Raw genomic sequence first — 21,792 nt, 5'->3', positions numbered from 1 at the left:
ATGAGTCACTCCACGTTGCCCGTGCAGACCTTCCTGCGGCCCGGCCAGATCAGTCTTCCGGCATTGCCGCCGATGTCGTTGTACGTGCATTTTCCGTGGTGCGTGCGCAAGTGTCCGTATTGCGACTTCAACTCGCATGAATGGCGCGGCGACGGGGGTGCGCAGGCGTTTCCGGAGCAAGCCTATCTCGACGCCCTGCGCCAGGATCTGGAGCAGGCGCTGCCGCTGGTGTGGGGACGTCCGGTGCACACCGTCTTTATCGGCGGGGGCACACCGAGCCTGCTCTCGGCAGCCGGCCTCGACCGGCTGCTCTCGGACCTGCGCGCCCTGCTCCCGCTCGACGCCGACGCCGAAATCACGATGGAGGCGAATCCCGGCACGTTCGAGGCGGACAAGTTCCGCAGCTTCCGCGCGAGCGGCGTCAATCGCCTGTCGATCGGCATCCAGAGTTTCAACAGCGAGCATCTGAAGGCGCTCGGGCGCATTCACGATGGCGACGAAGCGCGCCACGCCATCGAGATCGCGCAGGCGAACTTCGAAAACTTCAACCTCGATCTGATGTTCGCGCTGCCGAACCAGACGCTGGCGCAGTGTCGGCAGGATGTGGAGACGGCGCTCTCGTTCGCGCCGCCGCATCTGTCGCTCTATCACCTGACGCTCGAGCCGAATACACAATTCCACAAGTATCCGCCGACCGTGCCCGACGACGACACCGCCGCGGACATGCAGGACTGGATCGCCGAGCGCACGGCCGCGGCCGGCTACGGGCACTATGAGGTGTCGGCGTATGCGCGGGCGCATCGGCGCGCGAAGCACAACGTGAATTACTGGGAATTCGGCGATTATCTCGGCATCGGCGCGGGGGCGCACAGCAAGATCTCGTTCCCGCACCGCGTGTTGCGCCAGATCCGGCACAAGCATCCTCAGCGGTTCATGGAAGCGGCGGCCGCCGGCAACGCGATTCAGGAAGAACGGGAGGTCGACGCGCGCGACCTGCCCTTCGAGTTCATGCTCAACGCGTTACGACTGACCGACGGCGTGAAGAGCGAGCTGTTCGCCGATCGCACCGGGCTGCCGATGGCGCGCATCGCGAAGGCGCTGAGCGAGGCGGTCGCGAAGGGATTGATCGTCGACGATCCGCAGCGCATCGCGCCGACCGAGCTCGGACAGCGTTTCCTGAACGACCTGCAGGGCATGTTCCTCGATCGCGACCCGGCGTGATCCTCGCCGGCGCCGGATTCAACCCGGTGCCGTCCTCATCTCCCGCAATGCCTTTCGAATGATCTTGCCGGTGACGGTCATCGGCAGCTCCGGCAGGAAGACGACCTTGCGCGGGTATTCGTGCGCCGCGAGGCGGTGCTTCACGAAGTCCTGGATTTCCCTGGCGAGCGTGTCGGACGGCTCGTAGCCTTCGCGCAGCACGATGAAGGCCTTCACGATTTCCGTGCGAAGCGCGTCGGGCTCGCCGATCACGGCGGCGAACTGCACCGACGGATGGCGGATCAGGCAGTCCTCGATCGGCCCGGGACCGATTCGATATCCGGCGCTGGTGATCACGTCGTCCGAGCGCCCGGTGAAGGTGATGTATCCCTGTTCGTCGACGAATCCCGAATCGCCTGTGAGCAGGTAGTCGCCGCGATACTTTTCCATCGTGGCGTCGGGGTTGTGCCAGTAGCCGAGGAACATGACCGGGTTGGGGCGTGCGATTGCGATGTTGCCGACGGCGCCCACGGGCAGCGGCTTGCCGTCGTCGTCGACGATTGTGACGTCGTGGCCGCGGACTGCGCGTCCGATGGCGCCGGGCAGCGCCGGGAATTCCGCTGCGCACGACGACACCACCATGTTGCATTCCGTCTGGCCGTAGAACTCGTTGATCTCGACGCCGAGATGCTCGCGCCCCCAGGCCAGCAGTTCAGGGCCGAGCGACTCGCCGCCGCTGGCGACCGAGCGCAGTTGCAGGGGCCAGTGCTCGCGCGGTGACGCCACGGTGCGCAGCATTTTGAGCGCCGTGGGCGGGAGGAATGTGTTGCGCACACCGTGGCGCGCCATGAGGTCGAAGGCGGCGACGGGATCGAACTTCTCGAAGCGGCGCGAGAGCACCGGCACGCCGTGGTGCAGCGCGGGCAGCAGCACGTCGAGCAGTCCGCCGATCCAGGCCCAGTCGGCGGGCGTCCAGATGAGGTCGCCCGCCTGAGGAAACCCGTTGTGCGACGTTTCGACGCCGGGCAGGTGGCCGAGCAGGACCCGATGCGCGTGCAGTGCGCCCTTGGGCTTGCCGGTCGTGCCGGAGGTGTAGATGATCAGCGCCGGCGCGTCGGCGCGGGTCTGGACGGGTTCGAATTGCGCGTCACGCGAGGCGATGGCCGGCCAGAGTGCGAGCAGGCCGTCTTCGGCCACGCCCCAGTCCTGATCGTCCGTCACGTGATGGTGCGCTTCGGGAAGGTCGTCGTGCACGACATAGACCAGGCGCAGATCGGGCAATTCGGCGCGGATGTCGTCGATCTTGCCGACGCTCGCGAGGTCGGTCACGAGCACGGTTGCGCCGGAGTTCTGTAGCCGATAGGCCAGCGCTTCGGGACCGAAGAGCGTGAAGAGCGGCACGGCGATGGCGCCGAGCTTGTAGGCGGCAACGTGGGCGACGAGCGTGGCGGGCGACTGTGGCAGGAAGATGCCGATGCGGTCACCGGTCTTGACGCCGTTGGCGCGCCATTCGTTGGCGAGTTGATTCGAGAGTTGCCTGAGGGTATCGAACGTGAGGCGCACGTGCGAGCCGTCGGCGCTTTCGTGAATGAGGGCCAGGCGATTCGTGCCATCGGCCCACTTGTCGCATACGTCGACGCCGATGTTGTAGAGCGTGGGAATCTGCCACGCGAAAGGCTGTGCGGTCTGGGCGGTTTGCCCGTCGGTCGCGCGTTCACCGCTGGCGTCATTCGACGTCTCTTTGGCGTGGGCGCGGGAGGTGTCGGCATCCATGCGCTGTCTCCGGGTCATGTCTGGCCTCGCACGGGAACGCGAAGGGCGTTCACCGCACGTCTTGAAGCATGATGCATGCCGGAGGCGGACAAAACAAGGGGTGTCCGGGGGAAACACTAGGATTTGAGCGGGGTGCGAGGTGATTTCGGTGAGAAGGTAGCTCCACACGACGTGATGAGCGGGTATAATGCCGGCTGCCGTGCGGTACCGGTCTGCGTTGGGCACCCGACGCCGAATCTTCCCGGACCGCACGCATCCCCAGCCGTCCCGTCGGACGGCGCCTGTGCCGCGACAGCCCGTCGTGCGCAACGCCTCGGAGGCGTGCCAGAGTGGTTTAATGGACTGGTCTTGAAAACCAGCGAAGGGGTAACCCTTCCGTGAGTTCGAATCTCACCGCCTCCGCCAGAATTTCCTGGTTTTAACGGTAGCCCTCACTGACATTCGCGGTCATTGATCGTCGCATACGTTTGCGCCACCACCGGTTTCGGTCCGAACGGCGTGCGCGCCGCCCCGTCCCTCACCTCCGCGCCACGCTCCTGAACGCCGCGGCGAGCGTGGCGAGGGCGTCGCGCTGTCGGCTGTCGCTCACCCGGGAGTGAAGCACCACCGGCAACCGCGGCAGATCCGGAAGCCCAAGCCTCGCGCCCACGTCCACGGCGCCCAAAGGCAACATCCGAGGCGCCAATGCCGCAACGCCAAGCCCGGCCACGACGGCCGCCGCAGCGGCTGCAACGCCGCCGCCAACGAACGCCTCGGTCCACGGCACCCCCGCCGCATCGAGCGCCTGACCTGCCATCGCGCGCACGCCGCACGGCTCGGCCAGCGTGACGAGCGGCAAGGGCTCGCCGGCACGAGGCTCCCACGTCGGCGCAGCGAACCATCCGAATGTCTCGTCCGCCAACGTTTCTCCGTCGCTTCGATCCGCGTGAAAACGAACGATCACCGCGTCGAGCTCCCGCCGGTCGAACCGTTGAAGCAAATCACCCGACGAACCAATCCGAATCTCAATCAGCAACTGCGGATTCTGCGCATTCATGCGCGCGATCAACGACGGAAGATCCGGCCCCGCGACATGGTCGCTGATTCCGATAACAAGACGCTGCCGACGCTGCGCAAACCCGGCAAGCGCGCGATTGTGAACCTCCAGCAGTTCTCGGGCATTTTCGAGGAACGAAAGCCCCTGCGACGACAACTCGACATGCCGCGGCGTGCGCTCGACCAACCGGCAGCCGAGCCTTTCCTCCAGTCGTTGCAGCTTCAAACTGACGGCGGCCTGCGTCGCCCCCATCGCTTCCGCCGCACGCGTAAAGCTGCCGAGCTCCGCAATGTGAACAAAAGCCTGGACGGCATCAAGATCGAGAGGACGTTGAATCATTTCCAATTCTTATCTTTGAAATTAGAATTAATAGATTTTCAATATAACAGATAGCCCTTAATCTTTGGCTTCCCGCTGACCCCTCACGCAAAAAGGAGCCCCCGATGCCACTCGCCCATGTCGCATTACGCGCCGGAAAGTCGGAAGCCTACAGACAGGCCATCCTCGACAACGTTTGTCGCGCAATGCACGAAACGTTCAACGTGCCCGAAGACGATCAATTCATGACTATCACGGAGCACGATGCCCCAAACTTCCGCTACAGCCCGTCGTATCTCGGCATCGCCCGAAGCGACGATCTCGTCTTCATCCAGATCACCGCCAACAACACGAGAACCCTCGACCAGAAGTTGGCGCTGTTCAAACGGACCGCGGAGTTGCTCAGCCAAAGCCCCGGCATTCGGCCGGAGGACGTTTTCGTGAGCCTCATCGAGGTGGAAAAGGCCAATTGGTCGCTCGGCAACGGCCTGGCACCGTACGTCTGAGTTTGCGTGAGCGCCCGCCGTTCGACGACATCCTCGGCGGGCACTCACCGACTACGCGCTACGACATTCGCCCATTGGCAAGACCGTCGGACAACGCAACATCGTTATCTCGCAAGATCGTGCGTATTCGCCGACCCGGCCGAGAGCCGGCGCAGCATTCGTGTAGTAATCTCTGTCGTCGCGAATCGATCGAATGAATCGCAGCGTGACGTCCGCGCGACGCGTTCGCTCACGCACGAACGCACGCGCTCGCGACATCAACCGGAGGCTACAGAATGAAAATGGATGCATTTGCGTTCGGCACGACGCAATGGGCGGACGTCGAGAAAACCGAACACCGTGGGGAAACCGGCGTCGCCTACTGGCGCACCCGTCATTTTGGTGAGGCGCCGAATCAAATCCGCGTACGGATGGTGGAATACTCGCCGGGCTATCTGGCGGATCACTGGTGCCACAAGGGGCACATTCTCTTTTGCCTCGATGGCGAGCTGGAAACCACGCTGGAAGACGGACGCAAGTTCGTCCTGACGCCGGGCATGAGCTACCAGGTAGGAGACGGGGCGGAAGCGCATCAGTCGTATACGAAATCGGGCGCAAGGCTATTCATCGTCGATTGAGCCGGCCCTTCCTCCGATTCCGGCGCTTCCGGCGATTCCGGCGCTTCCCGCGATTCGCATGATTCGGGCGGTGCGCGTCGTGAGAACGACGTTGCCCGATCTTCCCGCCGACGCTGGAGAGTCTGTCGCTCCGCGCGGCGACACTGGGGCGGCGCCTGACGTCGGTTCGCCGCCCCTTGATCGACCGCTTGCGATCAGAACCGGTAGGTCACCTTCAAGCTTCCCGCCTGCGCTGACGCCCGTGCGGTGTTGACGAGGGCGTCGTACGCGAGCGAGACGTCCAGGTGTCTGGCGAGCGTTACACCGAAGCTGGCGCCGAGCGTCAGATAGCCGCGCGCCAGATGCGTGCCCGGTGCGACGAAGATCGTGCCGTCCTGCGACGCCACGGTAATCGCCCGACCGGCATCGAGCAACTCATGTGCATACGCCGCGCGAACCTGCACGTGCATCGGCCGCAGCGCATCTCCGAACGCCTTGTCGAGCGTCACGCCAACGAACGGCTGAAGGCTGCGGGTATTGTCCGTGCCCACGCGCAGATTCTGCCCGCCCGCATCGCTTTCGTCGAAACCGTTCGCATGAAAATAGGCGTAGCGCAGGCCGGCGCGCGGCGTGACGACTATCCCGGCAATCGACATCGGCGCGCTCACCTGCGCCGCCGCCGTGAACTCCTGTCCGACATGGTCCCCTTGCGCGGTTCCGATGCCTGCGAAGGGGCGCTTTTGCGACAGGAAATCGAGCCCGTAGCCTACCGTTGCCGCAACATCGATCGGTCCCATTTCGCGACTGGCGTACGCGGCCAGCCGAAGCGTGTCGATCGTGCCCGAGTTCGCCGTCCCCGTCTCCGAGAGATCGGCGTGCGAATAGCCGCCAGCCAGCCCGAACGTGTTGCGCTCCACGCGCTTGTGCGCGCCCGCAAGGAAGCCGTAACGGTTCTCCTGAAAACCGGGCTGACCGTCGGAACCCGACAGACGGCCGTGAAGTCCTGTCGCGTTCGCCCAGACCGAAGGGCCGCCAGATGCCGCATCACCGGTGGCCAATCCCGTCTCCACAGTGCGGCGCGTGGCCTGGTCGAGCACCGCCGCCGTCGCCGACTGGGCGTTCATCAGCGAAGCGGTCCCCAAGGCCGTGAAAATGCTGGTGTTCTTCGGCGCGATGACAACGCCTCCTGACGGATCGACGGCCCCGGGGTCCGCGGTCCCCGGCGCGTTGAGCGCGAGCGTCACGTCGTTCGCGCCGTAGCTCAGGGCGGAGCGCAAATTACCGAGGTCGGCACCGGCCGACAACGCTTCGGTTACCGACGAGAAGCGTCCGCTCACACCGTTCGCGGCGCTCAGCACGGTGTAGCGCGTCGACCGGTAGGTGCCCGGATCGTACGTGATGGCAAGTACGCCATTCAACGTTGCGCTGCCCGACACCTTGAGCAGCGACGCCGCTGTCGGACTGACCTCGATGGCCATCGTCGCGTTCGACGCCTGGGTGTAGTTGCCGCCCACACTCAGCGTACCGATGGAACCGCCCGGCGCCACGATCCCGCTGTTGGTCACGCTGCCCAGAATCGTGCCGTGACCGCGCAGTGTGCCCTGCGAACCGACCGCCACGTTGCCGCCCAGTACCGCGCTCTCGTGAGCGGCATCGCCGACCTCGAGCGTGCCCGCACCCACGGTGGTCGCCCCGGTAAATGCATTGCTCGCGCCATTGAGCACGAGCATGCCGGCCCCCTGTTTGACGAAGGCGCCGCTGCCGGTGAGTGCGCCGGCATACGTTGTGTTGGTGGCCGTCTCGAGCGTCAGGGTGCTCGTGCCTATGGCGACGCTTGTGCCTGCCCCTCCGGACAGGCCGGAGAGCGTCTGCGCGCCCGCGCCGGACGCGTCGAATGTCGCACCGCTGCCGACCAGGGAGAGGGTCGTGGCCGACGACAACTGTCCGCCCGCCGCCAGTGCCAGCGTGCCGCCGTTGATCGTGGTCGCGCCGGTGTAGCTGTTGGCGCCGGCCAGCGTCTGCGTGCCGCCGTTCAGCGTCAATCCGCCCGTGCCGCCGATCGCGCCGGAGAATACACCCGACGCATTCGTGAGCGTCAGCGTGCGCGCCCCGAGCGCGACCGAGCCAGGCCCGGTCAGGGCCGTCAGCGAGGCACCATTCGTCGTGGCGGAAATATCGAGCGTGCCATTGTTGGCCACACCGCTCGACGACGCGATGCTCGCGCCGCCGCTCAGTGCCAGCGCCGCCCCGTTGTTGATCGTGGTGGCGCCCGAGTAGGTGTTCACGCCAGTGAGCGTCTGTGTGCCGCCGGCAAGACGTATGCCACCGGTGCCGCCGATGACACCGTCGAAGGTTCCAGCCGCGTTCGTGAGCGATAGCGTCTGGCTGCCGAGCTGCACGGCGCCCCCCCGGAAAGCGCCTGGATCGACGCACCGGCGCTCACGCCCGAAATGTCGAACACGCCCCCACGCCGCCAACGCCGACGACGGTGACCCCTGCCGAAGCGGCGACACTGCCGCTGCCCGACAGGGCCAGCGTGCCGCTGTTGATCGTGGTGGCGCCGGTGTAAGTGTTGGCCGACGTGAGCGTCAACGCCTTCGAGGCGATCCCCCCGAGCGTCAGTGCGCCCGCGCCGGAGACCACGCCCGACATCGTCAGGCTGTTCGTCGCGGTGGAGAAGATCACATTCGACGCCGCGTCGCTGAGCACGACGGCATTGTTCAACGTCAGCCCCGCATTGCTGGCGCTGATGGTCGCGCTCGCACCCGCATCGAACAGCAGGTCGCCGAGAATCGCCGAGCCGGTCAGCAGGTTCAGACCGTTGTTCAGGCCGCCAAACTCGATTGCCGCGGCTCGCGGCGCGCCGCCGTTGGACATCCCACCCATGATGACGCCAGCGTTGGTGATGATGTCCATGCCGCGCGTGCGCACGCCAACGCCGCCCACCAGACCGGCACCGCCCGAGATCGTCCCGATGTTGGCGACCGAGTTGCGTGTTCCTGCGAGATTGACGCCGATACCGCCGCTACCCGCCGTGCCTCCAGCGAACGTGGCACTACCCGCAGCGCCTCCAGCACCGCCCGAGATCGTTCCGATATTGAAAATGTTGGCGCTTCCCTGGAGCGACAATATCCCATCCCCGCCAGCGCCACCGCCGCCGCTGAAGCCGCCGGCGCCGCCGTTACCGCCAGCGCCGCCCGAAATCGTCCCCGAATTGCTGATCGATGTCACGACGCCGGCAGAGATCATCCCGGCCCCGCCGCCACCGCCGCCGCCGCCGTTGCCGACGCCTGCCGAGGCGTTGCCGCCCTGACCACCCGCGCCGCCGACGATCGCGCCCGCCGACGAGACGGTGATGTCGTCACCCAGGTAATAGAGTCCTGCGCCGCCGCCGTTCCCGCCGGATGCAAAATTGGTGCCATCGGCCCCGGCGAGGCCTCCAGGGCCGACAACCGGCCCGTTGACCACAAAGCCGCTGGAGAAGACGACCTGTGCAGGCGCTCCGCCCGAAGACGTGCCGCCGTCGCCGGAAGCCCCCGTGCCGCCCGTCCCCTGTGGCGCCCAGCCTCCGGGGACCTGTACCGTCACGCTGTTCGAATCAATCGTACTCGAACCGCCCCCCTGGCCATTGCCCGCGCCGCCCGGTCCGCCGCGTCCCGAGGCTCCGTCGCCGCCCGCCGCACCACAGCCGCTGATGTCGCTGACGGTACAAGTCCCGGCGGCCCATAGGGACGGCGCGGTGCCCGCGAGCGCCAGTGCGACCGCCGTACTGGTTGCAGTGCGAACAATTCGTGCCCCCATGGCATGCCGCGTCGGCCGCGACAATGGATGGCGAACGTCGTGCAGCGCGGGCGTCGCGGACGGAGGCTGGGCGGATTTGACACGGCGCGATACGCGCCTGGGTTTGCGTGAGACCACGGATATCCTCTCGTTTTGCGCCGTGCATGGCGACCGGCGACCGAGAAGATTCGGCCTTTCCCCCGCAGTACGGCAGTTCTCGAACACCAGTGCTCTGAGATGCCGTTCGAATTGAAATTGTCGAGCGCTGGGACGACGCGACCGCGTAGACGGGCGCATCGGACACCGAATGTAATACAAAGGAAGGTAATTCGCCACCCTCGCTCGCCCGGGTTCGCCGCCCCCTTGACGGGCGCGAAGGTCACGCCTCCAGATGCGGTTGCATCAGTGCCTCGAACCAGTCTAGAAACACGGTCAGGCGTCGCGAGCGTTGGCGGCGGTGCGGGTAAAGCAACGAGACCGGCATGGGCGCCGCGCGAGCTTCGGGCATGACCTCGACAAGTTCGCCGGAATCAAGCAGATATTGCACATCGAAACGCGGAATCTGGATCAGCCCCAGGCCCGCGCGACAACATGCGATGTAGTTTTCGGCATTGTTGGTCACCACCTGACTGGGAACGTCGAGGGCACGCGCCACGCCGCCTTCGTCGCGATACTCCCACGGCAACTCGCGCCCGGTTGTCGGCGACGCGTACCCGACGGCGCAATGCCCGGCGAGCAGGTCCTCCGGGCGACGGGGGGTGCCGAATTCCTCGAGATAGCCGGGACTTGCACAGTTGATCAGCGAAATCGCGCCCAGCGCCCGCACGACCAGACTGCTGTCGTGCAACAGGCCCACGCGTACCGCACAGTCCACGCCCTCCTGGACCAGATCGACGGCACGATCGCTCGATCGCAGCATCAGGCGCAGGCGCGGATGCCGGCGCAGCAGCGTCGGCAGCGCCGGCGCGATGAGCCGACGCGCGATCCGGCTGGGAACGTCGATCTGCAACTGGCCGGATACCTGGCGCTGGCTGGCGTGAAACAACAGGTCGATTTCCTCGGCGTCGGCCAGCAATCCCCGTACGCGCTCGAGCAGTTGCGTGCCGTCGGCGGTGAGCGTGACCCGCCGAGTGGTTCGATGCAGCACGCGTGTGCCGACCTGCGCCTCCAACTGCGCAATCGCGGCGGACACGGACGCGCGCGGCACCTCCAATGCGTGCGCCGCCTTGATGAAGCTGCCCATCTCCGCCACTTTCACGAAGATCCGGTATCGATCGAATCTATCCATGTCCGCCTTTTATCACGCCCCAATCGATCCGCCCCGACCCCGAATGAGCGCCGGCACGACGGCTCGTGCCCGAACGTCAGTTCGCGCCGCCGTCGTGTGGGTCCCGCGATCACGGACCGGGCGCGCACTCACTTGGTCGTGTAGCCGCCGTTGATGAGGATCGTCTGACCGGTGATCCACCATCCATCGCTTACCAGGTGGCGAATGAACGGCACGACGTCCTCGATGTCGGTCAGTCCTGTCTTGCTGAACGGTGACAACGCGGCCGCCGTCTTGTGATACGCCACGGCATCCTCGCCCTCGGCGGGGTAGAAGAACGGCGTGTCCATCGGCCCCGGTCCCACGGCAGTCACCGAAATGCCGCGCGCACCGAACTCCTTGGCCGCCGCGCGGGTGAAATGCTCCACCGGCGCCTTGGTTCCGGCGTACGACGCATAGAACGGCGTGAATGCGCCGAGCAGCGAGGTCACCAACGTGACGATCTTGCCATGATCGTTTACATGCTTGCCCGCTTCCTTCAGGAAGAAAAAGGCGGCCTTCGCGTTGACCGCGCTCATCTCGTCGTATTCCGCTTCGGTGATCTCGACGAGGGGCTTCTTGAGCACCTTGCCCACCGTGTTGATGGCGATATCCGGCCGTCCGACCGCATCGGTGGCATCGCGAAACAGGGTCTCGACGGCCGAAGCCGCACTCAAATCCGCCTGAAACGCCACCGCCCTGGCCCCCAGGGCTTCGACCTCGGCAACCGTCTCCTGTGCCGACGCCGCGCTCGCCGCGCTGTTGTAATGGATCGCAATGGCCCTGGCGCCGTGCCGTGCCAGATCGCGGGCGATCAGCCCGCCGAGATTCTTCGCGCCGCCGGCAATCAATACCACCTTGCCCTGAATTGCGTGGTCTGCCATGAAATGCTCCTTGCTGAAGGGGAGACTCCAATGTAGACACTCGGCGCACTTGCATAAACAACTTGAGTCTGGATGGATCATCCAGAAAATCGTACTAATCCACGCCTACCCCACGCCGGCCGCGATCGGCACACGTTCGGTTACGGCCCGACGTGCCGCTCACTCGCGCGCCTCGTCAAGCGGAAGCGACATGCCGAACTTCACGCGTGACATCACCACCATTGTCTCGAAGTGCCGAATATTCGGATTCTGACGAAAGACGCGCGTCGCAAACGCTTCGTAATGGTCGATGTCGCGCACGGCGATCATCATCGCGAAATCCGCGCGCCCCGTGACGACATAACACTGCATCACTTCCGGCACGGACTGAAGGAACCGCTTGAACTCGTCGAGCAGGTCGAGCCGCTCGCGCTCGACCTGGACCAACACCCACATCATGATAGGCAGCCCCACCTTGTTGGGATCCACGACCGAGATGTCCTTCTGGATGTACTTCTCTTCGCGCAGCCGCCTCACCCGCCTCAGGCAGGCTGGCGGACTCAGATTCACCTCGGCGGCCAGCGCCTGGTTGCTGATCTGGTTATCGACTTGCAGCAGAGAAAGAATACGCAGGTCGTATTCGTCGAGTGGCGTGGCGGGGTTCTGACTCATATTTCGCAAACACCCTGAAAAAAGAAATCCGGTTAAGCAAACATGATCCGCGCGAATATTGAATTTCGCGACCGGTCCCTAGAATCGTAGCATCGCCACCCGATCGATTCCATGGAGAAAATCATGTTCCCGAAAGCCCTTGCCGCCGCCGCCGCGGCCATGCTTTGCACCCTGAGCGTGCACGCGCAAACGGTGGTGACCATCGGCTATGCCGGCGCACTCACAGGCGCTCAGGCGCACTTCGGCAAGGACAGCGAGCGCGGCATTCGCCTGGCAATGGACGAGATCAATGCCACGCATCCGGTCATCGGCGGCAAGCCGGTCCAGTTCGCGCTCGACGCGCAGGACGACGGCGCCGACCCGCGCATCGCCACCACCGTGGCCCAACGCTTCGCCGACAACCGCGTGAGTGCCGTGATCGGCCATCAGAACTCCGGTACCTCCATCGCCGTGGCGCGTATCTACGCCCAACAGCACATCGCCGAACTCACGCCGTCGGCCACCAACCCAGAGTTCACGCGCCTCGGTTTCGACACGACGTTCCGCATGCTGGCCAACGACGATTACCTCGGGCAGGCCCTCTCGCAATACGTCGCCACGCAGTTGCGTGCGCGGCGCATCGCCGTCATCGACGACCGTACCGCCTACGGACAGGGCATCGCCGAAGTCTTTGCCCGCCAGGCCGAGAAGGCCGGGGCGAAGATCGTGGCGCGCGAGTATTCCACCGACAAGGCATTCGACTTCTCGGCCGTGCTGACCCGCGTCAAACGTGAAAATCCGGACGCCATTTTCTTCGGCGGCATGGATGCCCAGGGCGGGCCGATGCTCAAGCAGATGCGTCAATATTCGATTGCCGCGCCACTGGTCGGCGGCGACGGACTTTGCACCGCTGAAATGATCCGGCTGGCGGGCGCCGCGCTCGACGGCAATCTCTTCTGTGCCGACGGGGGACGCAGCCTCGCCAAGATGCCGGGCGGCGCGGCGTTCGCCGCGAAGTTCCGCCAGAAGTACGGCGAGCCGGTCCAGCTCTATGCCCCCTATGCCTACGACGCCATGACCGCAATTTATCGCGCCGCCGTCGCCGCGCAATCCACGGACCCCGACAAGATCGTGCAAGCGCTACATCACGTTTCGTTCAGCGGTGTCACAGGGCAGATCGCATTTGACGAGCGCGGCGATCTGCGCCAGCCGGCCGCCACCATCTCCACCTACAAGGAAGGCAAGAAAATGGCTTTGACCGAGGTATCGAAATGAGTCTCGACATTCTCCGGGTCGGATCGCCCGGCCTGCGCGAAGTGGCCGCCGAGGTCACGCGTCTGGACGACCCCGTCGTCGTGCGTGAAGCCAACGCGCTGGGCGAGGCGATCCGGGCGTTCCGGGCGGAACACGGTTTCGGACGCGCCATCGCCGCGCCGCAAATCGGCATTCGCAAACGCATGATCGGACTGGCCATGCCGGGATGGCCCGACGTCATCGTCAATCCGCAGATCGTGTGGACCAGCAGCGAACGCATGACGCTCTGGGACGACTGCATGTGCTTTCCGGACATGCTCGTGCGGGTGGCGCGCTTCGCGTCGATCTCCGTGGACTTTCTGGACATGCGCGGCGAGCGGCATCTCCGGCAGGCGCTCGGCCGCCCGGAATCCGAACTGCTGCAACACGAGATCGACCATCTCGACGGCAAGCTCTCGTTCGATCGCGCCGTCGGCGAAAACGCCGTCGTGCACCGCACGGTCTTCGAGGCGCACCGCGCGGCCTTCGCCGCACAAGTCGACTACTTTCCTCAACCTCTGTGAGAGACGTGATGACCCGCCCCGACGTTGGCCGCATCGACGGTCTGACCTACCCCCCGGGCACGGCCTTCATGGCCGGCCAATACCTTCCCATGTCCGAGGCCCGCATCTCCGTGCTCGACTGGGGGTTGCTGCACTCCGACGTGACCTACGACACCGTGCACGTCTGGAATGGCAGGTTCTTCCGGCTGGATTTGCATATCGCGAGATTCCGCCGCTCGCTCGAGAAGCTGCGCTTGCGAGTGGCGTACGACGACGACGCGCTGCGCGACATCCTCGTCGAGTGCGTCCGACGCTCCGGGCTGCGCAACGCGTACGTCGAGATGCTGTGCACGCGCGGCCTCTCGCCGACATTCAGCCGCGACCCGCGCGACGCCGCGAACCAGTTCGTCGCGTTCGCCGTGCCCTACGGTTCGGTGGCCAACGCCCGGCAACTCAAGGAAGGATTGCATCTGCACCTGATCGATACCGTACGTCGGATCCCGCCGGAGTCGGTGGACCCGCAGATCAAGAACTACCACTGGCTCGATCTGGTCACCGCCCAATTCCAGGGGTTCGACGCCGGGGCGGAGACCGTCGTCATCAAGGACATGGACGGCAACGTTGCCGAAGGCCCGGGCTTCAACATCTTCGCAGTCAAGGAAGGCGCCCTGTACACGCCCGAGCGCGGTGTGCTGCATGGCATCACCCGCCGTACGGTGTTCGACATTGCCGAACGACTCGGCATCGAAGTGCACGCGGGCAACGTGAGCGAAGCACAACTGCGTCACGCCGACGAGATCTTCATCACGTCGACGGCAGGCGGCATCATGCCGGTCACGCGCCTGAACGACGTCGCCGTCGGCGATGGCATGCCGGGCGAGCTGACCCGGACGATCTTTCGCACCTACTGGGATTGGCACGACGATCCGGCCTGGACGCTGGCGGTCGACTACGACGGGGCGGATCGTGTTCGCTGAGGCGCTGCGCTCCCGTCTCGAAGCCCGCCGGCAAGCGCTCGTCGAGCGGCACGCCCTCAAGCGCGAGATCGCGATCGGCTCGCCGCAGGGCGGCCGCATCACCGCGCACACGAGCGCCGCCGAGGCGCCACGCGGGTATCTCAATCTGTGCGCCAACAATTACCTCGGGTTGGCTGGCGACGCCCGCATCGTCGAGGCGGCGACGGAAGCCATTTCGCGCTTCGGCCTGGGCATGGCCTCGGTTCGCTTCATCAGCGGCACGCATGCGCTGCATTGGGAACTGGAGCAACGGCTGGCCGACTTTCTCGGCACCGAGGTATGCGCGCTGTTCCCTTCGGCTTTCGACGCCAACGGCGCGCTCTTCGAGGCGCTGTTGAGCGATGAGGACGCCGTGTTCTCCGACGCGCTCAATCATGCGAGCATCATCGACGGCATACGCCTGAGCCGGGCCGCCCGCTTTCGTTACGCGCATCGCGATGTCGACAGCGCCGCGCGGGCCTTCGACGAAGCGAACGACGCCCGCGCACGTCTGCTGGTGAGCGACGGCGTGTTCTCCATGGATGGCACGCAGGCACCGCTCCAGGCCCTGGCCGCGCTGTGTCGAGAGCGCCAGGCACTCTTCGTCGTGGATGACTCGCATGGCATTGGGGTCATCGGCGAGACGGGGCGCGGAACCGCCCAGGCGCAGGCGCAGTCCGCCGCGGTCGACGTTTTCGTCGGCACGCTCGGCAAGGCACTGGGTGGCGCGGCAGGCGGATTCGTGGCGGGGCCGCAGGCCGTGGTCGATACGCTGCGCCAGTTCGGACGCCCCTATCTGTTCTCCAATGCCCTGATGCCCGCGATCGCCGCCGCCGCGCTTCGCGTCCTGGACCTGATCGAACAAGGTCAGATCGACTTCGCGCGCCTGCGAGCGATGAGCATCTATTTGCGCGAGCGCCTGACAGCGGCAGGCTTCGATGTCATCCCTGGCGACCATCCGATCGTGCCGGTCCGCTTCGGAACGTCGGCACGTGCTCAGGCCGCCGCGTCGGCGCTCGCGCAGCACGGCATTCTGGCGCAAGCGTTCTCGTACCCGGTCGTTCCCGAGGGTCAGGCCCGTTTGCGGCTGCAGGCGTCACTCGCGCTGTCCGACGGCGACCTCGACCGGGTCGTGGACGCGTTCCGCTCGATGCGCCACTAGCACCGCGGAAGCGTTCGCGCGCCATCGGCGGCCATCGGGCCCCTCGCGCACCAGCGGCCACAAGGCCGGCCGCATTCCCCTCCCGTCGTCGCCAGCGCCGGTCCGAGCCTCGGACGCGGCCTGTCCCTTCACGGGCGTACTTCCCTGTCCACTCATCAGGTTGCCTCATGAACTCGAACCCTTCGCAAGCGCATGACAACTGGCCACACGCCGCCGCGCCGGCCGACACCCATCTTCCTGCCGCCGTCACCGACATCCCGGGTAGCGCCGCCGATAGGCCATGTCCGACAGGCACCCGCCGCACGACACGGACACAGGCCAGACGCGCAGTCGTGGCCGCCTCGCTCGGCAACATCCTCGAGTGGTACGACTTTGTGCTCTACGCCTACTTCTCGCCACAAATCGCCCATCACTTTTTCCCGGCGGCCAGCGAATCGACGTCATTTCTCGTCGCGATCGCCACGTTCGGCGTGGGTTTCGTTGCGCGCCCGGTGGGTGCCGCCGTTCTCGGGGCGTACGGCGACCGTGCGGGACGCAAGGCCGCCCTGCTGGTCGTGATCCTGCTCATGGCGATCGGCACGGCGATGATCGGCCTCACGCCCGCGTTCGACACGGCGGGCGTGTATGCCTCGATATCGATCGTGATCGCGCGCGTATTGCAGGGCTTCGCGTCCGGCGGCGAATGGGGCGGCGCCACGAGCTTCATCGTCGAATACGCACCTGCGCACCGTCGCGGCCTGTACGGCAGCTGGCAGCAGGCCAGCCTTGCCGTCGCGCTGCTGCTGGGCTCGCTCACCGCTGGCGTCATGACCTGGTTCATGTCGACACAGGCCCTGAATGACTGGGGATGGCGCGTGCCGTTCGTGCTGGGCGCGGTCGTCATCGGCACCTTCGGCTTCTGGCTGCGGCGCAACGTCGACGAGCCGCCGCGCGGCGGCGCGCAAGCCGGGACGTCTCCGTCATCGCCCATTCGCACCGCACTGCGCGAGCAGCGCCGCGCCCTTGGCATCGGCAGCCTCTTCACGATCGGCTGGACCGTCACCAACTATCTCTACCTGTTGTACATGCCCATCTACCTGACGCGCACGCTGGGACTGCCCGCGAGCGAGGCGCTGGCCGCCGTGAGCCTGCAGATCGCCTGCTTCATGGTCCTGTCACCGGTGATGGGGCGACTATCCGATCGGTGGGGCCGTCGTCCGCTCATGAGCGCCGGCGCACTGTGCGTTCTCGTCGGCACATACCCGCTGTTCGCCTTCATGTCGGCCCATCCGCACACGCTGCCGGTGCTCGGTGCGCTGTGCCTGCTCGCCACCTTCATGGCGATGATGACGGGACCCGCCCCGGCCTGGCAGGTCGAGTTGTATCCGGCCGCGGTGCGCACCACTTCCATCTCGCTGAGTTACAACGTGTCCGTCACGATCTTCGGCGGCTTCGCCCCGTTCGTCGCGACATGGCTCATCGGGACCACCGGCAATGTGCTCTCGCTCACCTGGTACATCGCCGCCGGGGCGCTCGCAAGCCTCGTCGCATCGCGGCTCTCGCACGAGACGGCGCACTCGGCATTGATCTGACGCCCGCGACAGGAACTCCCCCCATGGCATCGTCCAAACCCATCCCCCCGTCCACCGACAACGACACCGTCTCCGCCTCATGTCGCGACGAGCCCGGGCAACCGGCGTCGAGCGCCGCCATCGAATGGATCTCGCGCCTGATCGCGATCGATACGACAAGCCGCCAGTCCAATCTCGGCCTGATCGAAGCGGTTCGCGACGACCTCCGATCCCACGGGGTGCATGCCTGGCTCGACTACGACGCGAGCGGCGCCAAGGCCAACCTCTTCGCCACCCTGCCGGCGAGCGACGGCCGCACGCAAGGCGGCATCGTACTGTCCGGGCATACCGACGTGGTACCGGTCGACGGCCAGGACTGGCACAGCCCGCCGTTCTCGCCGACAGTGCGAAACGGTCGCCTTTACGGGCGCGGGGCGTGCGACATGAAGGGCTTCATCGGCACCGTCATGAGTCGGGTGCCGGCGTGGTGCGCAACGCCACCCGGGGTGCCGGTCCATCTCGCCTTCTCGTACGACGAGGAGGTCGGGTGCCTCGGCGTCTCGCCCATGCTCGCCGCCATGGCGCGCCGCAATATCCGGCCGCAAGGCTGCGTGGTGGGCGAGCCGACCGGCATGCGCGTGATCGTCGCGCACAAGGGCATCAATATCTACCGTTGCTGCGTTCACGGGCATGCGGCGCACTCCTCGCTCACACCGCGCGGAGTCAACGCCATCGAGTATGCGGCGCGACTGATTTGCCACATTCGCGATGTTGCGGACGCCTTTGCGGCCAACGGTCCCTACGACGACGGTTTCGATGTCCCGTTCAGCACGGCGCAGACCGGCACGATCTCAGGGGGGATCGCCCTGAACACGATTCCCGCCGCGTGCGAATTTGTCTTCGAATACCGGAATCTGCCCGGTGTCGACGCCGACGCCGTGTTCGCCCGGATCGAGGCGTTCGCCGCGCAGACCCTCATTCCGGAGATGGCACGGGTGCATCCGAACGCCACGATCCGGTTCACGAAGATCGCCGCCCCGCCGTCGATGCAAGCGCCCGCGTCGGCGCCCTTCGTGCAGTTGATGCACGCCCTCACGCGCGACACCGCCGCCCGCAAGGTCTCCTACGGCACGGAGGCCGGCTTCTTCCAGCGCGCCGGCATCCCGACGGTGGTCTGCGGCCCCGGCAGCATCGAACAGGCCCATCAGCCCGACGAATTCGTGGCGCTGGCCGAGATCGCCCGATGCGAACGGTTTCTGTCGAAGCTCATCGCGCCTTCCACCACAGCCTCAACTCTTATATAAGACATAAGACATTTGACCGCACCTGGCATAGGGACTAAAATCTCGGGCAAAAGCAGTATTGGAAAAAGCCTTGGAGGTCTGACACCCTCCCCCGAAACGCACCACCAGCAGGTCTTCTCATGCTCGAAAACTATCGTGCTCACGTGGCCGCCCGCGCCGCGCTTGGTATTCCCCCCTTGCCGCTGACGGCGCAGCAGACCGCTGAACTGGTCGAGCTGCTGACCAATCCGCCGGCCGGCGAAGCGCAAACGCTGCTTGATCTCATCACCCATCGCGTGCCCGCCGGCGTGGACGAAGCCGCCCGCGTGAAGGCCGGTTTCCTGGCCGCCGTGGCCAAGGGCGAAACCGCCTGCTCGCTCATCTCGCGCGCCCGCGCCACCGAACTGCTCGGCACCATGCTGGGCGGCTACAACATCCAGCCGCTGATCGAACTGCTGTCCGATGCCGAAGTCGGCACGGTCGCGGCCGACGCGCTGAAGAACACCCTGCTGATGTTCGATCAGTTCCATGACGTGAAGGAGCTGGCCGACAAGGGCAATGCCAACGCCCGCGCCGTGCTGCAAAGCTGGGCCGACGCCGAGTGGTTCACGAGCCGCCCGGAAGTGCCGCAAAGCCTGACCATCACCGTGTTCAAGGTGCCGGGCGAAACCAACACCGACGACCTCTCTCCGGCCCCGGACGCCACGACCCGCCCGGACATCCCGCTGCACGCGCTCGCCATGCTCAAGAACGCGCGTCCGGGCATCACCCCGGAAGAAGACGGCAAGCGCGGCCCGGTCAAGTTCATCGAATCGCTCAAGGAAAAGGGCCATCTCGTCGCCTATGTGGGTGACGTGGTCGGCACGGGTTCCTCGCGCAAGTCCGCCACCAACTCGGTGCTGTGGTTCACGGGCCAGGACATCCCGTTCATTCCGAACAAGCGCTTTGGCGGCGTGTGCCTGGGCAGCAAGATCGCTCCGATCTTCTACAACACGATGGAAGACGCCGGCGCGCTGCCGATCGAGCTCGACGTGTCGAAGATGGAAATGGGCGATGTGGTCGAGCTGCGTCCGTACGAGGGCAAGGCCCTGAAGAACGGCGAAGTGATCGCCGAATTCCAGGTCAAGTCCGACGTGCTGTTCGACGAAGTGCGCGCCGGCGGCCGTATTCCCCTGATCATCGGTCGCGGCCTGACGGCCAAGGCCCGCGAAGCGCTGGGTCTGCCGCCGTCCACGCTGTTCCGTCTGGCGCAGCAACCGGCCGATAGCGGCAAGGGCTTCTCGCTCGCGCAAAAGATGGTCGGCCGTGCCTGCGGTCTGCCCGAAGGGCAAGGGGTCCGTCCGGGGACCTATTGCGAGCCGAAGATGACGTCGGTGGGCTCGCAGGACACCACCGGTCCGATGACTCGCGACGAACTCAAGGATCTGGCGTGCCTCGGCTTCTCGGCCGACCTGGTGATGCAGTCGTTCTGCCACACCGCCGCGTATCCGAAGCCGGTCGACGTGAAGACGCACCAGACGCTGCCGAACTTCATCGCCACGCGCGGCGGTATCGCGCTGCGCCCGGGCGACGGCGTGATTCACTCGTGGCTGAACCGTATGCTGCTGCCCGACACCGTCGGCACGGGCGGCGACTCGCACACCCGCTTCCCGATCGGCATCAGCTTCCCGGCCGGTTCGGGCCTGGTCGCCTTCGCGGCCGCCACCGGCACCATGCCGCTGGACATGCCGGAATCGGTACTGGTGCGCTTCAAGGGCAAGATGCAGCCGGGCGTTACGCTGCGCGATCTCGTCAACGCGATTCCGCTGTATGCCATCAAGCAGGGGCTTCTGACCGTTGCCAAGCAAGGCAAGAAGAACATCTTCTCGGGCCGCATCCTCGAGATCGAAGGCCTGCCCGACCTGAAGGTCGAGCAAGCGTTCGAGCTGTCGGACGCCTCGGCAGAGCGCTCGGCCGCCGGTTGCACGGTGCATCTGAACAAGGAGCCGATCATCGAGTACCTCAACAGCAACGTCACGCTGCTGAAGTGGATGATCGCGCAGGGCTACCAGGATCCGCGCAGCCTGCAACGCCGTATCACGGCAATGGAGCAGTGGCTGGCCGATCCGAAGCTGCTCTCGCCGGATGCCGACGCCGAGTACGCCGCGGTGATCGAAATCGATCTGGCCGACATCCATGAGCCGATCGTGGCCTGCCCGAACGACCCGGACGACGTGAAGACGCTGTCCGACGTCGCCGGCGCCAAGATCGACGAGGTGTTCATCGGCTCGTGCATGACCAACATCGGTCACTTCCGCGCCGCGTCAAAGCTGCTCGAAGGCAAGCGCGACATTCCGGTCAAGCTGTGGGTCGCGCCGCCGACGAAGATGGACCAGAAGCAACTGACGGAAGAAGGTCACTACGGGGTGTTCGGCACGGCCGGTGCACGCACGGAAATGCCGGGCTGCTCGCTTTGCATGGGTAATCAGGCACAAGTGCGCGAAGGCGCGACCGTAATGTCGACCTCGACCCGCAACTTCCCCAACCGCCTGGGCAAGAACACGAATGTGTATCTCGGCTCGGCGGAGCTGGCGGCGATCTGCTCGCGTCTTGGCAAGATCCCGTCCAGGGAAGAGTACATGGCCGACATCGGCGTGATCAACACCAATGGCGACAAGATCTACAAGTACATGAACTTCGATCAGATCGAGGACTTCAAGGCCGTCGCCGACACGGTGCAGGCCTGAGCACGAGGCTGATGCGCGGCGTGGGTTCCACGCCGCCGCGTCAGGCCGCTGCCACCCCGTAGCCAAAGCAAATGGCGCCGCGAACAGAACGTTCGCGGCGCCATTTGCTTGTCCAGCTCCCGGTTCGCGTTCCGTCGAACACCAGTGAACTTGCGTCATTGGCGTCCGCGGCGATGGCCCCTGCGCGCGCCGCCCGCCGTCAGGCAAACGATTTATTGGATAATGTCGGCAACAACGGGTCGCGTGACCCG

The 21,792-nt window shown here is 65.6% G+C and carries 17 protein-coding genes and 1 tRNA gene; 11 read left to right on the top strand and 7 right to left on the bottom strand.

Annotation, left to right across the window (positions count from 1 at the left end):
• Complete coding sequence (gene hemW / locus LV28_RS33430; protein ID WP_023595424.1) at nt 1-1,221, top strand: radical SAM family heme chaperone HemW; 1,221 nt, start codon at nt 1-3, stop codon at nt 1,219-1,221.
• Between the two features lie 18 nt (nt 1,222-1,239).
• Here the strand turns inward: hemW and LV28_RS33425 are convergent, their stop codons facing one another.
• Nucleotides 1,240-2,973 carry an acyl-CoA synthetase gene (locus tag LV28_RS33425; RefSeq protein WP_023595423.1) on the bottom strand — a complete coding sequence of 578 codons (1,734 nt, stop codon included), beginning with the start codon at nt 2,971-2,973 and terminating at the stop codon, nt 1,240-1,242.
• Between the two features lie 315 nt (nt 2,974-3,288).
• On the opposite strand from LV28_RS33425, the gene LV28_RS33420 reads away from it, so the two are divergent.
• Nucleotides 3,289-3,378: transfer RNA gene (locus tag LV28_RS33420), tRNA-Ser, on the top strand.
• A gap of 112 nt (nt 3,379-3,490) precedes the next feature.
• Here the strand turns inward: LV28_RS33420 and LV28_RS33415 are convergent.
• Nucleotides 3,491-4,348 (bottom strand): LysR family transcriptional regulator, encoded by an 858-nt coding sequence (locus tag LV28_RS33415; RefSeq protein WP_038617901.1) that lies wholly within the window; start codon nt 4,346-4,348, stop codon nt 3,491-3,493.
• 104 nt (nt 4,349-4,452) lie between these two features.
• Between LV28_RS33415 and LV28_RS33410 the strand changes: the two genes are divergently transcribed.
• Entirely contained in the window at nt 4,453-4,833 is a 381-nt protein-coding gene (locus LV28_RS33410; protein ID WP_023871661.1) for a tautomerase family protein, read from the top strand.
• A gap of 275 nt (nt 4,834-5,108) precedes the next feature.
• Nucleotides 5,109-5,450 (top strand): DHCW motif cupin fold protein, encoded by a 342-nt coding sequence (locus tag LV28_RS33405; RefSeq protein ID WP_023871662.1) that lies wholly within the window; start codon nt 5,109-5,111, stop codon nt 5,448-5,450.
• 194 nt (nt 5,451-5,644) lie between these two features.
• On the opposite strand, the gene LV28_RS49315 is transcribed toward LV28_RS33405, so the two are convergent.
• The 5 genes from LV28_RS49315 to LV28_RS33380 form a co-directional block, all read right to left on the bottom strand.
• Entirely contained in the window at nt 5,645-7,828 is a 2,184-nt protein-coding gene (locus LV28_RS49315; RefSeq protein ID WP_058371636.1) for an autotransporter outer membrane beta-barrel domain-containing protein, read from the bottom strand.
• Nucleotides 7,829-7,868: 40 nt separating this feature from the next.
• Nucleotides 7,869-9,230, bottom strand: coding sequence for an autotransporter-associated beta strand repeat-containing protein (locus tag LV28_RS49490; RefSeq protein ID WP_058371635.1), 1,362 nt, complete (start codon nt 9,228-9,230; stop codon nt 7,869-7,871).
• Between the two features lie 358 nt (nt 9,231-9,588).
• Nucleotides 9,589-10,497 carry a LysR family transcriptional regulator gene (locus LV28_RS33390; protein ID WP_023595412.1) on the bottom strand — a complete coding sequence of 303 codons (909 nt, stop codon included), beginning with the start codon at nt 10,495-10,497 and terminating at the stop codon, nt 9,589-9,591.
• 128 nt (nt 10,498-10,625) lie between these two features.
• A complete protein-coding gene (locus LV28_RS33385; protein WP_023595411.1) occupies nt 10,626-11,399 on the bottom strand; it encodes an SDR family oxidoreductase in 774 nt (257 codons plus the stop codon).
• Nucleotides 11,400-11,558: 159 nt separating this feature from the next.
• The gene (locus LV28_RS33380; RefSeq protein WP_023595410.1) at nt 11,559-12,050 is read right to left on the bottom strand and encodes an Lrp/AsnC family transcriptional regulator; all 492 of its coding nucleotides are present in this window, start codon (nt 12,048-12,050) and stop codon (nt 11,559-11,561) included.
• Between the two features lie 123 nt (nt 12,051-12,173).
• Between LV28_RS33380 and LV28_RS33375 the strand changes: the two genes are divergently transcribed.
• The 7 genes from LV28_RS33375 to acnB all read left to right on the top strand — a co-directional run bounded on the left by LV28_RS33375 (nt 12,174) and on the right by acnB (nt 21,541).
• Complete coding sequence (locus tag LV28_RS33375) at nt 12,174-13,304, top strand: branched-chain amino acid ABC transporter substrate-binding protein (protein WP_023595409.1); 1,131 nt, start codon at nt 12,174-12,176, stop codon at nt 13,302-13,304.
• Nucleotides 13,301-13,846, top strand: coding sequence for a peptide deformylase (locus LV28_RS49300; RefSeq protein ID WP_028730914.1), 546 nt, complete (start codon nt 13,301-13,303; stop codon nt 13,844-13,846). Before LV28_RS33375 ends, LV28_RS49300 begins: the two co-directional genes overlap by 4 nt.
• An 8-nt stretch (nt 13,847-13,854) precedes the next feature.
• On the top strand, nt 13,855-14,802 hold the full coding sequence (locus tag LV28_RS49295) for an aminotransferase class IV (RefSeq protein ID WP_023871665.1): 948 nt from the start codon (nt 13,855-13,857) through the stop codon (nt 14,800-14,802).
• Complete coding sequence (locus tag LV28_RS33360; protein ID WP_038617905.1) at nt 14,792-15,982, top strand: glycine C-acetyltransferase; 1,191 nt, start codon at nt 14,792-14,794, stop codon at nt 15,980-15,982. Before LV28_RS49295 ends, LV28_RS33360 begins: the two co-directional genes overlap by 11 nt.
• Nucleotides 15,983-16,149: 167 nt before the next feature.
• On the top strand, nt 16,150-17,553 hold the full coding sequence (locus LV28_RS33355) for an MFS transporter (protein ID WP_081326849.1): 1,404 nt from the start codon (nt 16,150-16,152) through the stop codon (nt 17,551-17,553).
• A 23-nt stretch (nt 17,554-17,576) separates the two neighbouring features.
• Nucleotides 17,577-18,836, top strand: coding sequence for an acetylornithine deacetylase (gene argE, locus LV28_RS33350; protein ID WP_038617908.1), 1,260 nt, complete (start codon nt 17,577-17,579; stop codon nt 18,834-18,836).
• 119 nt (nt 18,837-18,955) lie between these two features.
• On the top strand, nt 18,956-21,541 hold the full coding sequence (acnB, locus tag LV28_RS33345) for a bifunctional aconitate hydratase 2/2-methylisocitrate dehydratase (protein ID WP_023595405.1): 2,586 nt from the start codon (nt 18,956-18,958) through the stop codon (nt 21,539-21,541).
• Nucleotides 21,542-21,792 lie beyond the last annotated feature (251 nt).

This window comes from Pandoraea pnomenusa (assembly GCF_000767615.3).
GTDB classification, from domain to species: Bacteria; Pseudomonadota; Gammaproteobacteria; order Burkholderiales; family Burkholderiaceae; genus Pandoraea; species Pandoraea pnomenusa.
The sequence above is the reverse complement of the archived record's forward strand: the minus strand, read 5'-3'. Positions and strand labels throughout refer to the sequence as shown.

Excerpts from the sequence above, each read along its gene's own strand:
- hemW (WP_023595424.1), top strand. The coding sequence starts at position 1 with ATGAGTCACTCCACGTTGCCCGTGCAGACCTTCCTGCGGCCCGGCCAG.
- LV28_RS33425 (WP_023595423.1), bottom strand. The coding sequence starts at position 2,973 with ATGGATGCCGACACCTCCCGCGCCCACGCCAAAGAGACGTCGAATGAC.
- LV28_RS33415 (WP_038617901.1), bottom strand. The coding sequence starts at position 4,348 with ATGATTCAACGTCCTCTCGATCTTGATGCCGTCCAGGCTTTTGTTCAC.
- LV28_RS33410 (WP_023871661.1), top strand. The coding sequence starts at position 4,453 with ATGCCACTCGCCCATGTCGCATTACGCGCCGGAAAGTCGGAAGCCTAC.
- LV28_RS33405 (WP_023871662.1), top strand. The coding sequence starts at position 5,109 with ATGAAAATGGATGCATTTGCGTTCGGCACGACGCAATGGGCGGACGTC.
- LV28_RS49490 (WP_058371635.1), bottom strand. The coding sequence starts at position 9,230 with ATGGGGGCACGAATTGTTCGCACTGCAACCAGTACGGCGGTCGCACTG.
- LV28_RS33390 (WP_023595412.1), bottom strand. The coding sequence starts at position 10,497 with ATGGATAGATTCGATCGATACCGGATCTTCGTGAAAGTGGCGGAGATG.
- LV28_RS33385 (WP_023595411.1), bottom strand. The coding sequence starts at position 11,399 with ATGGCAGACCACGCAATTCAGGGCAAGGTGGTATTGATTGCCGGCGGC.
- LV28_RS33380 (WP_023595410.1), bottom strand. The coding sequence starts at position 12,050 with ATGAGTCAGAACCCCGCCACGCCACTCGACGAATACGACCTGCGTATT.
- LV28_RS33375 (WP_023595409.1), top strand. The coding sequence starts at position 12,174 with ATGTTCCCGAAAGCCCTTGCCGCCGCCGCCGCGGCCATGCTTTGCACC.
- LV28_RS49300 (WP_028730914.1), top strand. The coding sequence starts at position 13,301 with ATGAGTCTCGACATTCTCCGGGTCGGATCGCCCGGCCTGCGCGAAGTG.
- LV28_RS49295 (WP_023871665.1), top strand. The coding sequence starts at position 13,855 with ATGACCCGCCCCGACGTTGGCCGCATCGACGGTCTGACCTACCCCCCG.
- LV28_RS33355 (WP_081326849.1), top strand. The coding sequence starts at position 16,150 with ATGAACTCGAACCCTTCGCAAGCGCATGACAACTGGCCACACGCCGCC.
- argE (WP_038617908.1), top strand. The coding sequence starts at position 17,577 with ATGGCATCGTCCAAACCCATCCCCCCGTCCACCGACAACGACACCGTC.
- acnB (WP_023595405.1), top strand. The coding sequence starts at position 18,956 with ATGCTCGAAAACTATCGTGCTCACGTGGCCGCCCGCGCCGCGCTTGGT.